The sequence below is a fragment of the Methylobacterium haplocladii genome, from assembly GCF_007992175.1.
Lineage (GTDB): Bacteria > Pseudomonadota > Alphaproteobacteria > Rhizobiales > Beijerinckiaceae > Methylobacterium > Methylobacterium haplocladii.
The window spans coordinates 109,328-123,615 of the sequence record NZ_BJZT01000008.1; the positions used below are offsets into that span (position 1 = coordinate 109,328).

6 protein-coding genes are annotated in these 14,288 nt (G+C 64.3%); 3 read left to right on the forward strand and 3 right to left on the reverse strand.

The window, feature by feature from the left end; all coding sequences use genetic code 11:
* Positions 1 to 24 precede the first annotated feature (24 nt).
* From MHA02_RS05325 to glgB, 3 genes are all read left to right on the forward strand, one after another.
* A complete protein-coding gene (locus MHA02_RS05325) occupies positions 25 to 3,408 on the forward strand; it encodes a maltotransferase domain-containing protein (RefSeq protein ID WP_147077299.1) in 3,384 nt (1,127 codons plus the stop codon).
* A 167-nt stretch (positions 3,409 to 3,575) separates the two neighbouring features.
* A complete protein-coding gene (gene treS, locus MHA02_RS05330; RefSeq protein ID WP_147077301.1) occupies positions 3,576 to 6,827 on the forward strand; it encodes a maltose alpha-D-glucosyltransferase in 3,252 nt (1,083 codons plus the stop codon).
* 16 nt (positions 6,828 to 6,843) lie between these two features.
* Positions 6,844 to 9,183 (forward strand): 1,4-alpha-glucan branching protein GlgB, encoded by a 2,340-nt coding sequence (gene glgB, locus MHA02_RS05335; protein WP_147077303.1) that lies wholly within the window; start codon positions 6,844 to 6,846, stop codon positions 9,181 to 9,183.
* A gap of 127 nt (positions 9,184 to 9,310) precedes the next feature.
* Here glgB and MHA02_RS05340 read toward each other — a convergent pair whose 3' ends face one another.
* The 3 genes from MHA02_RS05340 to MHA02_RS05350 form a co-directional block, all read right to left on the reverse strand.
* A complete protein-coding gene (locus tag MHA02_RS05340; RefSeq protein ID WP_238180301.1) occupies positions 9,311 to 10,615 on the reverse strand; it encodes a M6 family metalloprotease domain-containing protein in 1,305 nt (434 codons plus the stop codon).
* Positions 10,616 to 10,996: 381 nt separating this feature from the next.
* On the reverse strand, positions 10,997 to 12,547 hold the full coding sequence (gene glgA / locus MHA02_RS05345; protein ID WP_147077382.1) for a glycogen synthase GlgA: 1,551 nt from the start codon (positions 12,545 to 12,547) through the stop codon (positions 10,997 to 10,999).
* 111 nt (positions 12,548 to 12,658) lie between these two features.
* On the reverse strand, positions 12,659 to 14,263 hold the full coding sequence (locus tag MHA02_RS05350; RefSeq protein ID WP_147077307.1) for an alpha-amylase family glycosyl hydrolase: 1,605 nt from the start codon (positions 14,261 to 14,263) through the stop codon (positions 12,659 to 12,661).
* Between the last annotated feature and the right edge of the window lie 25 nt (positions 14,264 to 14,288).

Sequence of the window (14,288 nt, forward strand, 5' to 3'; positions counted from 1 at the left end):
GACGCGTGCCGAGGGAGGCCGACCATGAACGCACCGACCACGCCTAAGAGCGCCGCAGTGCGCACCGACGCCGGAACGGTGGGATTGCCGGCGTCACTGGCTCCGCGGGCCGAAGGGCCGCGGATCTACAACCTCTTCCCGCTCCTCGTCGGCACGGTCTCCGATTGGACGGCCGAGCTTCCGCGCGTTGCCGGCCTCGGCTTCGACTGGATCTACCTCAATCCGTTCCACCAGACCGGTGGCTCGCGCAGCCTCTACGCCGTCCAGGATCCGGATCGACTCGACGAGCGCTTTCGCGATGGCGACGGCACAACGGACGACGAGCAGATCGCTCGCTTCTGCCGGGCGGCCGAGGCGCAGGGCGTCGCGGTGATGACCGACCTCGTCGTGAACCACACCGCCGACAACGCCCGCCTGCTGCAGGAACGACCCGAGCTTTTCCTGCGTGATGGCGAGGGTAAGCCGGTCAGCCCCGGCGCGGTCGATCCGGACGATCCGTCCAAGAAGACCGTCTGGGGCGACCTGATCGAGCTCGACTATCATACGGAGCACGCCCGGCACGAACTGACGCGGATCTTCGACGCCTACGTCGCGCGGCTCCAGGGCCTCGGCGTGCGCGGCTTCCGCTGCGATGCCGCCTACAAGGTACCGGCCGAGGTCTGGCGTGAATTGATCGCGTCGGCCAAGCAGCGCGAGCCAGAGACGCTGTTCGCGGCCGAGACGCTCGGTTGCACCTTCGAGGAGGCGCAGGCGACGGCCGGCGCCGGCTTCGATTACCTGTTCAACTCCTTCGCCTGGTGGGACCTCAAGGCGCCCTGGGCGCTCGAACAGTACGATCGCCTGCGCGTCATCGCGCCCTCCATTGCCTTCCCGGAGAACCACGACATGCCGCGGCTCGCCGCCAATACGGCCGGCGGGCCGGAGGCGATCGCGGCGCATCTCAAGGCCCGCTATGCGCTCGCGGCCTTCTTCTCGGCCGGAGTTCTGATGCCGATCGGCTATGAATGGGGCTATCGCCGTGCCCTTCACGTCGTCGACACGACTCCCGGCGCGCGCGAGGACGACACCGGCATCGACATCTCGGCCTACGTCACCGCGATCAACGCGCTGAAGGCCGAACTGCCCTCCGCCAATGTCGAGGGAGCGCAGGCACGGCTGTCGTCGCCGGACGCGCCCTACGTCGCGCTGTTCCGCACCGATACCGGCCATTCGGCTTCGGCAAACCACGGCACGCTGGTGCTCTACAACCCGACGAAGGCCCCCGTGCCGGTCGATGCCGGACGCCTGATCGCACGGACGGGGGGCCGGCTCGGCGCCTTCGTCGACCGCACCCCCGATGCCGATCTGATTGCCTTCCATCCCGGCGCCGGGATCGATCTGCTGCCGGGCGAACTGCGCATCCTCGCCGCCGACGCCCCCATCGAAAAGTCGGCGCCTAAGCCGACGACGCCCGACGGGCAGGGTCGTGTGGTGATCGAGGCGGTCTCGCCCGAGATCGACGGCGGCCGCTCCGCGGTGAAGCGAGTCGTTGGCGAGTCGGTTCAGGTAGAGGCCGACATCTTCTCAGACGGTCATGAGATCATCGCCGCGGCGATCCTCTCGCGCATCGTCGGCGACGCCGAATGGCGGCGCGACCCGATGGTCTTCGTCGACAACGACCGCTGGGCCGGGCACTTCCCGCTGGAGCGAAACGCCCGTTACGAGTTCACCGTCGAGGCTTGGCGCGACGGTTTTTCGTCCTGGGCGCGCGACACGCTGAAGAAGCGCGATGCCGGCGTGGACGTGAAACTCGAGACGGTCGAGGGCGTCGAGCTGGTGCAGATCGCTGCCGACCTCGCGGTGGGGCGCGACAAGGAGCGGCTGGCGGCGCTCGTCTCCGCGCTCGCGGCGGAGCAGGAAGCCTCGCCTGCGGTCCTCGACAGGATCCTCGCGCCGGACTCGGCCGCCCTGGTCCGGCGCAACGCCGAGCGCGTGAATCTTTCGCGCTATTCGGTGTCGGTCCCCGTCATCGCCGATCGCCTCGCGGCCCGCTTCTCGGCTTGGTACGAGATCTTTCCCCGCTCGCAGTCCGGCGACGTCAACCGCCACGGCACGTTCCAGGACGTCGTTCGCCGGTTGCCCGAAATCCGAAAGCTCGGCTTCGACGTGCTGTACTTCACGCCGATCCACCCGATCGGGCGCACCAACCGCAAGGGCAAGAACAACACCCTGAAGGCCGAGCCCGGCGATGTCGGTTCGGTCTACGCGGTCGGCGCGGCCGAGGGCGGCCACGAGGCCGTGCATCCCGAACTCGGCACGCTCGACGACTTCCGCCAGCTCGTCGCCGCCTCACATGTCCACGGCATGGAGATCGCGCTGGACTTCGCGATCCAGTGCTCGCCCGACCATCCCTGGATCAAGCAGCATCCCGAGTGGTTCGAGTGGCGCCCGGACGGCACGCTGAAATTCGCCGAAAATCCCCCGAAGAAGTACGAGGATATCTCGAACGTCAGCTTCTACGGCGGAGCGCTGCCCTCGCTCTGGATCGAGCTTCGCGACATCGTGATGGGCTGGTGCGCACTCGGCGTCCGCATCTTCCGCGTCGACAACCCGCACACGAAGCCGATCCCGTTCTGGGAGTGGATGCTGCGCGAGGTAAACGGCCGCTATCCGGACGCGATCTTCCTGGCCGAGGCCTTCACCCGGCCCAAGATGATGAAAAAGCTCGCCAAGGCCGGCTATCAGCAGAGCTACACCTACTTCACTTGGCGCAACACGAAGCAGGAGCTCATCGACTATTCCGTCGAGCTCGCCGGCGAGATGGGCGAGTACTACCGCCCGAACTTCTTCGCCAACACGCCGGACATCAACCCGTACTACCTGCAGACCAGCGGCCGCCCCGGCTTTATAGTGCGGGCGACCCTCGCGGCTACGCTGTCCTCTGTCTACGGCATCTACAGCGGCTTCGAGCTCTGTGAGGCCGCGCCGTATCCCGGCAAGGAGGAGTACCTGAACTCCGAGAAGTACGAGCTGAAGGCCTGGGACGAGGACCGGCCCGGCAACATCCGCGAGCACATCGTCAAACTCAACCAGATCCGACGCGACAACCCGGCGCTGCAGGACTTCCGCAACGTCGTCTTCACCGGCGCCGACAACGCCAGCATCATCGCCTACGCCAAGATGACGCCGGACCGCGACAACTGCGTCTTCACCATGGTCAACCTCGACCCGAAGAACCGTCAGGAATGCGCCTACGAGATCCCGCTCTGGCTGTTCGGGCAACCGGACGACGGGGCGCTGGAGGTCGAGGATCTGCTGGAGGGCTATAAGTTCGAGTTGCGCGGCCGCGGCCATCGCATCGCGCTCGATCCGGCCGAGCGTTCCTGCGTGATCTGGCGTCTCAGAGTGCCCCGGCGGGTTGCGCAATAGGTGCGGGCGTGTAACCCGGTGCGTCGCGATACAGCATGGCTCTTGCGGGTCGCGCTAACGCCAAGATCAGCGGTCATAGCCGCGTTCGCCGCCTTCGTTTCCGGATCTCGACCCGGGCTGGAAGGTCGTCCGAGATGCTCCCGAACCGAGACTGAGGCAGCGACGCGATGATCGATCGCAGCGATCCCCAATGGTACCGCGATGCCATCATCTACCAGATCCACGTCAAGTCGTTCTTCGACTCGACGAATGATGGGATCGGTGATTTCGAGGGCCTGACGCAGAAGCTCGACTACGTGCGTGACCTCGGCGTCACCGCGATCTGGGTGATGCCGTTCTACCCCTCGCCGCTCCGCGACGACGGCTACGACATTGCCGATTACCGCGAGATCAACCCGTCCTATGGGACGATGGAGGATTTCCAGCGCTTCGTGGCGGCGGCGCACGAGCGCGGCCTGCGCGTCATCACCGAGCTCGTCATCAACCACACCTCGGACCAGCACCCCTGGTTCCAGGCGGCCCGCGAGGCGCCCGCCGGCAGCCCCGAGCGTGATTTCTACGTCTGGTCGGATACCGACACGCCGTATTCCGATACGCGCATCATCTTCCTCGACACCGAGACGTCGAACTGGACCTGGGATCCGGTCGCCAAGCAGTATTTCTGGCACCGCTTCTACAGCCACCAGCCCGATCTCAACTTCGACAACCCGAAGGTGCTGGACGCCGTCATCGAGACGATGCGCTACTGGCTCGACATGGGCGTCGACGGGCTGCGGCTCGACGCGATCCCGTACCTGATCGAACGCGACGGCACGAACTGCGAGAACCTCGCCGAGACCCACACCGTCATCAAGAAGATCCGCGCGGCGCTCGACGAGAGCTATCCCGACCGGATGCTGCTGGCGGAAGCCAACCAGTGGCCGGAGGAGACGGCGCAGTATTTCGGCGACGGCGACGAATGCCACATGGCGTTCCACTTCCCGCTGATGCCGCGGATGTACATGGCGATCGCCCGCGAGGACCGGCACCCGATTACCGACATCATGCGCCAGACGCCGGAGATACCGGACGGCTGCCAGTGGGCGATCTTCCTGCGCAACCACGACGAGCTGACGCTCGAGATGGTCACCGCCGAAGAGCGTGATTACCTCTGGTCGTTCTATGCCGCCGAGCGCCGCGCCCGCATCAACCTCGGCATCCGCCGCCGCCTCGCGCCGCTCCTGGAGAACGACCGGCGCAAGATCGAGCTGATGAAGTCCCTCGTCCTGTCGATGCCCGGCACGCCGGTGCTCTACTACGGCGACGAGATCGGCATGGGCGACAACATCTATCTCGGCGACCGCGACGGCGTGCGCACACCGATGCAGTGGTCCCCGGACCGCAACGGCGGCTTCTCGCGCGCCAACCCGCAGAAGCTCTTCCTGCCGGCGATCCAGGACCCGATCTACGGCTTCGACGCGATCAACGTGGAGGCCCAGACGCAGGCCCAGACCAGCCTGCTGAACTGGACGCGGCGCATGATCGCGATCCGCAACAATTCGACCGCGCTCGGCCGCGGCACGATCCAGTTCCTCTACCCGTCGAACCGCAAGGTCCTCGCGTGGCTGCGCGAGTTCGAGGACGAGCGCATCCTGTGCGTGGCCAATCTCTCGCGGGCGCCGCAGGCGGTACAGCTCGACCTCTCGGACCTGCGCGGGGCGATCCCCGTCGAGCTCACCGGCGGCTCGGAATTTCCGGCGATCGGTGATCTGCCCTACCTGCTGACGCTGCCGGCCTACGGCTTCTACTGGTTCTCGCTGAGCTACGCCGATACCGGACAAGTCGGCCCGCAGCCGCTGACGCCGGAGCTGTTCACGCTGGTCCTCACCGGCGGCGTCGAGAGCCTGATGGCCGGCCGCGAGCGCACGGCGTTCGAGCGCACCGTGATCCCGCCCTTCCTGGCCACGCGCCGCTGGTTCGGCGCGAAGGGCTCGCGCATCAAGAGCGTGCAGGTCACCGATTGCGCCACCCTCGAAGCCGGCGGCGAGGCGCGCTTCCTGCTGCCGCGTCTCAAGGTCCAGCTCTCGAACGGCGACACGCACGACTACTTCGTGCCCGTCGGCGTCGACGAGGGCCGCGAGGACGAGACGCTGCTCGAGCACGCCGTGGCGCGCGTCCGGCGTGGACCACGCACTGGCCTGCTCTACGGCGCGGTCGCCTCGTCGGACTTCCCGATCTGCCTCGTCGAGGGCATGCGCGCGGGCCGCGAGATCGCGACAGAACGCGGTAAGCTCGTCTTCGCGACGACCGAGGCCTACGATCACGCGGTCACCTTCGAGGCTGGCGACGTCCGCCGCCTCTCGGCCGAGCAGAGCAACACCTCGATCGCCCTCGGATCGAAGGCGATGCTGAAGATCCTGCGTCGCCTGCAGACCGGCACGCATCCGGAGGTCGAAGTCGGACGCTTCCTCACCGAGCAGGCGCATTTCCCGAACACGCCGCAACTCCTCGGTACCCTAGAGCACGTCGAGGCGGACGGAACGCGTACGGCGCTCGCCGTGCTCCAGGGCTTCGTGCGCAACCAGGGCGATGCCTGGACGCTGATGCTGGAAGGCCTGCGCCGGGACTTCGACATCCTGGTGCTCGTCCCCGAGAGCGAAGCGCCGAGCCCACAGGAGGCCTTCAAGGACCACATGCGCTGGGCGGACCTGCTCGGGCGCCGTACGGCGGAGCTGCACAAGGCCTTCGCGATCGAGACCGACGACCCGGCCTTCGCGGCCGAGGCTTTCGACGAGGACGATCTCGCCACGCTGGTGGCCGATGCACGGGCGCAGGCCAAGCGCGCCTTCACCGGCCTCGATGCCGTCGCGGCCTGGGCTCCCGGTTCGGCGAGCCAGGTATTGGCGGGACGTCGCGCCGAGGTCGAGGCACTGATCGACGCGTTGTCCGAACGCCCGGCGATCGGGGCCTACAAGACCCGGATCCACGGCGATTTCCACCTCGGTCAGGTTCTGGCCTCCGAGGACGACCTCGTCTTCATCGATTTCGAGGGCGAGCCGTCGCGTCCCGTGGACGTGCGCCGGGCGAAATCGACGCCGCTGCGCGACGTCGCCGGGATGCTGCGGTCGTTCGCCTACGGTGCCGAGACGGTGGTGCGCGAGATCGCCGCCCGCTTCGGCGACAGCGAGGAACGCGCCCGCAATGCGGCCATCGCCTGGCGTGGCATGATCGATGCGGCGTTCCTCGAAGGCTACGCCAGCGCCGTCGCCGGTAGCCGCGCCGCTGTCGCGGACGGTTCGACCTTCGACCAGCTGCTGCGCTTGAGCCTGATCGCCAAGGCGCTCTACGAAGTCGACTACGAGATCAACAACCGTCCGGACTGGATCGAAATCCCGGCACGCGGGGTTCTCAACATTCTGGACGAAGCCAAGCGAAGCTAAGGGAAGAGTTCACTGAATGACGGATGCGGACGAGAAGCTCGCGACGAAGGTTGCCACCCCGGTGAGCAGCACCGCGGCCGCGGATGGAGCGTCCCGTGACCTCGGCTCCCGGACCGGTTCGACGCAGTCGGTGTCGGTGACGCCGAAGGTGTCCGCACCGTCGCGCGCATCGACCCTGCATCCCGATGCCATCGCCGCCATGATGGGCGCCGATCACGGCGATCCCTTCGCTGTTCTCGGCCCGCATCAGGTGAGCGAGGGTCGTTGGGAGGTCCGCGCGATCTTGCCGGAAGCCAAGGGCGCGACCCTCCTCCTCGGCGGTCAGCGCTTACCGTTCGAGAAGGCGCATCCCGACGGCTTCTTCGTCGCGACGGTGGAGAGCCAAGGGCGTCCACTCTACGAGATCGCAGTCGAGCAGTGGGACGGCAGCGAGCGCCGCCGATTCGACCCCTACGGCTTCGGCACCACGCTCGAACTGCCCGAGATCGAAGCCCTTCGCGAGATCGGCAGCAACGCGACCTATCGGGTGCTCGGGGCGCATGAGCGCAAGCAGGACGGCATCGACGGCTTCCGCTTCGCCGTCTGGGCGCCGAACGCGCGCAAGGTCAGCGTCGTCGGCGACTTCAACGAATGGGACGGCCGTCGCCATCCGATGCGGCTCTGGCAGAGCGGCGGCGTCTGGGAGCTGTTCGTTCCCGGCCTGAAGTCCGGCCAGACCTACAAGTACGAGATCCGCGGCCCCGACGGCGCGCTGCTGCCGCTCAAGGCCGACCCGGTCGCCTTCCGCGCCCAGCACCCGCCAGAGACCGCTTCGGTTCTCCAGGGTGGGCATGCGCCGGTCTGGCACGACAAGGCCTGGATGGCTTCGCGCGACGAGCGCGACCCGCGCCATGTCGCCATGTCGATCTACGAGGTCCACATGGGCTCGTGGATGAGGGTGCCCGAGGAGGGTAACCGCTACCTGACCTACAAGGAGCTCGGCGAGCGCCTGATCCCGTACGTGAAGGAGCTCGGCTTCACGCATATCGAGATGCTGCCGATCACCGAATTCCCGTTCGATGGCTCATGGGGCTATCAGGCGGTCTCGCTGTTCGCGCCATCGAGCCGCTTCGGGACGCCGGACGAGTTCGTGGCCTTCGTGAACACCGCGCACGAGGCCGGCATCGGCGTCCTGCTCGATTGGGTGCCCGGCCACTTCCCGCTCGACGCCCACGCCCACGGCATGTTCGACGGCACGCATCTTTACGAGCATGCCGACCCGCGCCAGGGCTTCCATCAGGACTGGGGCACGTACATCTACAATTTCGGCCGTTCGGAGGTCTCGTCCTTCCTCGCCGCCAACGGCCGATTCTGGCTGGAGCACTACCATCTCGACGGCCTGCGCGTGGATGCCGTCGCTTCGATGCTCTACCTCGATTACTCGCGCCGCGCCGGTGAGTGGATCCCGAACCAGTACGGCGGCAACGAGAATCTCGACGCCATCAACTTCCTGCGCAAGACCAACGAGGCCACCTACAGCCACGCCCCGGGCACCATCACGGTCGCAGAGGAGTCGACCTCTTGGCCGGGGGTCTCGCACCCGACCTATACGGGCGGCCTTGGCTTCGGCTTCAAGTGGAACATGGGCTGGATGCACGATACGCTGAAATACATCAGTCAGGATCCGATCCATCGCCGCTACCACCACCACAACCTGACCTTCGGACTGCTCTACGCCTTCTCCGAGAACTTCGTGCTGCCGCTGTCCCACGACGAGGTCGTGCACGGGAAAGGCTCGCTGCTTGGAAAGATGCCCGGCGACCGCTGGCAGAAGTTCGCCAACCTGCGTGCCTATTTCGGCTTCATGTGGGGCCATCCCGGCAAGAAACTGCTCTTCATGGGCGGCGAGTTCGCGCAGGAGCGCGAGTGGAACCACAACCACTCCCTCGACTGGCACCTGCTGGAAGACGGCCTGCACGGCGGCGTGAAGGACCTGATCCACGATCTCAACCACGTCTACCGGGCGACGCCGGCTTTGTATCAGCGCGACTTCGAGCCGGCCGGCTTCCAGTGGCTGGTGGCGGACGACCAGGACAACAGCGTCATCGCCTGGGCCCGGAAGGGCGAGACCGAGAGCGAGATCGCCATCGTCGTCTCCAACTTCACGCCGGTGCCGCGCGAAGGCTACCGCGTCGGCGTGCCGGCCGGCGGCTTCTATCGCGAGGCGATCAACACCGATTCCGACCGCTACGGCGGCTCGAACGTCGGCAACATGGGTGGCCTCCAAGCCGAGGCCGTGCCGAGCCATGGGCAGCAACACTCGCTCAGCCTGAGGCTGCCCCCGCTTGGCACGCTTATTTTGGCGCGAGAAAGCTGACGTTTTTCCTAGTTGCTTTCACTACAGCTCTTGCGAGCGAGAAATGTTGAGGAAGTCACGTGTAAATACTATAGCGGCTTCGATAAGCTAAAAATTTATCGAAGCCGCTCTAAAAACTTGAAGACTTTTAAACGCCAGCCGTTGCGATGCTTACATCGATCGACATTGCCTCATCTCCAGCATTTCCATTCACTTTGATCGAGATGCCTGACCATTTTCCATTTGGCATGTTGAGCGGCGGCTTTGTACGTTGGCCAATCTGCCCATTATTGTTGTAGAGATCGTCTGCGTCGCCCCGGTTTCCGTTGCCGAAGGTCAGCGCTAATTCGCGCAAACCGTCCGCCTGCAAAAGCTCTATTGCGAGACGGTCTTCGCGATTGACGTCGTCGATGCCTTCGTCCACGACATAAATTGCAATTCCTTGATCGGGAAGAAATTTATCCTGACCCTTCTTTCGTCTGTATTCTACAAGTATATACTGACCGTCCGACATCGTTTCATGGTTCGTTATAACAACAGAAGAACCTCCTTCGGCAGCTGGTTTTAAAACTAGATTTTTCTTTGATTTGTTGATGACGTCTGGCTTAGTCCAGCCGTGGAACATCCGAAGCATTCCGTTTGGAAAGGTCGGCGTCAGGCCGTTCTGCCCCCATGATCCCGAAGCCATTAGGCAGAAGTCGCCGAGGCCATTTGAGCGCGTGCTTTCGGACTTCCCCGTGTCGTAGTAATCAGCCCACCGAGCGGCAAGGTGGCCCCACTCATGAGCGCATACACCCACGTGGCAATCTTCGGGCACAGTCAAATACTTAGATGCTTTGATGCCGCCGAAATCAATACCTTGCGGAATAATCCATTTATGGCTCCAGATATCGTTTCGGCTACCGCTTACCTCAGCACCCCGACCAGCATGAATGACGAACAAAGCTGTGATTTCGCCTTCCCCGAACGCATCGTACCCTGAGACATCAATGCCAGCGGCTTTAGCCGCAAGAACCGCGTCACGGGCCATACCTTGAGCATTTCGCGGAAACGTTCCATCCATGCCCGAACTGCTGTCGGCATAAAAGTTGATCGGCTCAGGCAGTCGAAACCAGCCGTGGACAGCTCCCACCACGTCGATCCCATGGTCGGCGTTGTTCCAACCACTGGCTTTTTGATAGAAATCACGCATGCTTCCTGTCGGGAAGACCTTTTCACTGAAAAGCATCTGGTCGAAGCTACCTGCGCTCCTGTCTGGATCGTGAGTCAGATCCGGAAAATCCACGAGCAGGACTAGCGTACGGATCTGTCCTTTCAATTTTGTCGTTGGCCTATCAATCCGCTCCGGCCCACTTCTTGCAGAACCAGGCAAAACAGAACCGTCGTCCAATCCTATATAGTTTGATCCTCGACGATTTGCCCGCCAAACTTGAAAATAAGCTTCGAATGTCATGGCGGCGGGAAGTCGACCGTCTTGCAGAAGCGCTAAATATCGAGCGTAAAGTTGAGCCATAAGACCCGGCGAGGGTGGCACTTGGCATTGTTCTCGCCGGCAGGCACAATTTGAGAATGGCTTCAGAGAGTATCGCATTGTCAGACTCCCTTGGGTTGCCGACAATTTGCGCGAACTAGAAAATTAATCAACAAAAAATTCCAGATTTTGCTTAATCATCAATTTCTGATTTTGTTAATGTAATAAATTTCTAAATAAGATCAGATGAGTTATTATGCATTACTCTGATACTAGTTTTAATAAGCCCACATAGTATATATTCTATAAATATGGATGTCGAAGATCGCAATATAAAAAAATACTATGCATATTCGCAGAACATCAGGCGGCTTGGCAGCGTCCCGGGGCACTATTGCCTAGCGCACGTGTGTAGAGCGCGCAGTAATCCAGCGCCGCGCCGTTCCAGCCGCGATCCCGCGACATGGCGGTCTGGCGCATGGCGTTCAACCGCTTCTTGCGACCGAAGGCGTCGATCGCCCGCCGCACGGCCTGCGTGAGTCCGTTTGCCGATGCCTCGGCGAAGCTGAAGCCCGTCACCTCGTCCTCGACGGTGTCGGCCAGCCCACCGGTGCGGTGAACGATCGGCAGCGAGCCGAAGCGCTGGGCGTAGAGCTGCGCCAATCCGCAGGGCTCGAAACGCGACGGCATCAGCAGAAAGTCGCTCCCGGCGAAGACCCGCCGGGCGTTCTCCTCGCTGAAGCCGATATGGACGCCGACCTGGCCGGGATTGCGCTCGGCGAGGCCGCGCAGGGCTTCTTCGAAATGGCCCTCGCCCTGGCCCATCACCACGAGCTGTCCGCCCTCGGACAGGATGGTACGGGCGGCGTCGAGGCTGAGGTCGATGCCCTTCTGGTGGACGAGGCGCGACACGATCGCGAAGAGCGGTCCACGCGAGACCGCAAGGCCGAAACCCTGCCGCACAGCTTCGGCATTGGCCGCCTTGCCCTTCCAGTCGCCGGCCTCGAAGCGGGCGGCGAGATGCGGATCGACCCGCGGATCCCAGCTTTCGTCGATGCCGTTGAGGATGCCGGCGAGCTGACCCTGCGCGGCCCGGGTGCGCAGCAGGCCATCCATGCCGCAGCCGGATTCCGGCGTCGTGATCTCGCGGGCGTAGGTCTCGCTGACGGTGGTCACCTGCGAGGCGTAGAAGAGGCCAGCCTTCAGGAACGAGAGCTGGCCGTAGAACTCGACGCCATCGACCCGGAAGGCATCCTCCGGCAGTCCGAGCCGATGCAGCGTCTCATGGGGGAAGAGACCCTGATAGGCGAGATTGTGGATGGTGAGGACGCTCGGCGTGCGTGCACCGCGCCAAGCGAGATAGGCCGGCGCCAGCGCGGTCTGCCAGTCGTTGAGATGCAGGAGATCGGCGGACCAGGCCGGATCGGCGCCGCGCGCCAGCTCGGCAGCGGCGAGGCTCAGCCGGCCGAAGCGCAGGTCGTTGTCGTCGAAATCCCCGGCGGCGTTGCCGTAGGGCGAGCCGTCGCGATCGTAGAGCTCGGCCGACAGCAGAATGTAGATGCCGAGTCCGTCCGCGGTCTCGACGAAGCCGAGATTGCAGGGCGGCACGTCGGCGAAGCCCGGCAGATGCGCGACGAGCGCGATGTCACCGCAGCTCTCCACGACCTGCCTGTAGCCGGGAATGAGCACGCGGACATCGTGATGCCGCCGCAAGGCACGGGGCAGGGCGCCCGCGACTTCACCGAGCCCACCGGTCTTCACGAAATCCGACATCTCCGGCGTCGCGAACAGCACGCGCGGCGCCAGCGAGGTACGGTAGGTCGGTCCCGGAACGAGCTCGTTTCCATCGGAAGCCGATGATCGGTCGAGATCGGGAAGTGCTAAGCCGGCTGCTTCGTGATCCAGCCCAGGCATCGGCATGCGAACGGTCCCGTGTTGCAACGGAATCGTTGCGTTGCACAATCCAGGCCATCTTCTAGGTTAACGAATCTCGTACGTCTCTCGCGCTGCAGCAATTTTTCGCGATCAGCTGCGATTTTGCGGCGCGAGGATAAGGCCTTCGCTCGGCGCGACGGCCAGTTCACCGGCTTCATGTGCACCCGAGCGACCCGACCGGCTCGACAGAAGCACGATCCAAACCGCGCCGCCGGGCAACGTCAGCCGCCGTTCCCGATCGCCGAAGTTGAGGACGACCCGCACCGTCGCCTCGCCCTCGTAACGCTCGTAGACGAACAGGTCTTCACTCAACTCCGCTGGAGAAGAGACCGTGCGGTAGCCGCCGATCGAAAGCGCGGCATGGTCCCTGCGGAGGTGCAGCAGGCGGCGGTGAAGCGTGAGGATCGAACCGGAATCGTCGCGCATCTCGTCGACGTTGCGTTTGGCCGCATCCAAGCTGAGCGGCAGCCAAGGCTCGGACACCGAGAAACCGGCATGGGGTGCGTCCTCCCATTGCATGGGCGTCCGCTCCGGATCGCGGCCGTGGCCCGGTTCGTTCAGTTCCCAGGGGTCCTGCACCCGGTCGGGTGGGATCGGCACGTTCGCGAGGCCGATCTCGTCGCCGTAATAGAGCGTCGGCGTGCCGCGAAGCGTCAGCAGCAGCATCGCGGCGATCCGGGCCTGAGCCTCCCCGACCCGGTCGGCGATGCGTCGCCGGTCGTGGTTGCCGAGTACCCAGTTCGGCCAGCCACCGTCGGGCAGGGCCGCCTCGTATTCCTCGACCAGAGCCGCCACCGACGGCGCCTCCCACGCCGTGCTGAGAAGCTGGAAGTTGAACGGCAGGTCGGCTCCTGTGAGATCCTCGCCGTAATAGGCGACGAGCCGCTCGATCGGCAGGTAGATCTCGCCGATCAGCACGCGCTCGCCCTGCTCGCGCAAGACCTTCCGCATCCCGGCAACGATGTCGAAAACCTCCGGCCGGTCGCAGGAATAGACTTGGCTAAAACGGTTGATCTCCGGCAGGTCGGGCACGAAGGCGGGATTGAGCGGATTGTCGCGAAACCCCTCGTCCTTGATCAGGTGCCAGATCACGTCGACCCGAAAGCCGTCGACACCGCGCTGAAGCCAGAAGCGCAGCACATCGTGCATCGCTGCCCGCACCGCCGGGTTGCGCCAGTTCAGGTCCGGCTGCTCGGGCAGGAAGGCGTGATAGTAGAATTGCCCGGTCGCCGCGTCGCGCGTCCAGGCCGGGCCGCCGAAATTCGAGAGCCAGTTGTTGGGCGGGCCCCCATCCGGAGCCGGATCGCGCCAGATGTACCAGTCCCGCTTCGGGTTCGACCGCGATGCGCGGCTCTCTGTGAACCAGGGGTGTTCGATCGACGAGTGGTTCGGCACGAAATCGAGGATCACCCGGAGCTTCCGCCGGTGTGCCTCCGCGATCAGTTCATCGAAATCCTCGAGGGTCCCGAACAGCGGGTCGACGTTGCAATAGTCGGAGACGTCGTAGCCGAAATCGGCCATCGGCGAGGTGTAGAACGGCGAGATCCAGATTGCGTCGACGCCGAGCCAGGCGAGGTAGTCGAGCCGCATGGTGATGCCGCGCAGATCGCCGACACCGTCCCCGTTGCTGTCCTGAAAGGAGCGCGGATAGATCTGGTATACGGTCCCGCTCTTCCACCAGACCGTGCCGGACATGCGGAGCTCCCTGCCGAATCCCGAG

Bases quoted from the DNA above. Each gene is read 5' to 3' on its own strand.
- glgA (WP_147077382.1), bottom strand. From the start codon at position 12,547: ATGCCTGGGCTGGATCACGAAGCAGCCGGCTTAGCACTTCCCGATCTC.
- MHA02_RS05350 (WP_147077307.1), bottom strand. From the start codon at position 14,263: ATGTCCGGCACGGTCTGGTGGAAGAGCGGGACCGTATACCAGATCTAT.
- treS (WP_147077301.1), top strand. From the start codon at position 3,576: ATGATCGATCGCAGCGATCCCCAATGGTACCGCGATGCCATCATCTAC.
- MHA02_RS05325 (WP_147077299.1), top strand. From the start codon at position 25: ATGAACGCACCGACCACGCCTAAGAGCGCCGCAGTGCGCACCGACGCC.
- glgB (WP_147077303.1), top strand. From the start codon at position 6,844: ATGACGGATGCGGACGAGAAGCTCGCGACGAAGGTTGCCACCCCGGTG.
- MHA02_RS05340 (WP_238180301.1), bottom strand. From the start codon at position 10,615: ATGACATTCGAAGCTTATTTTCAAGTTTGGCGGGCAAATCGTCGAGGA.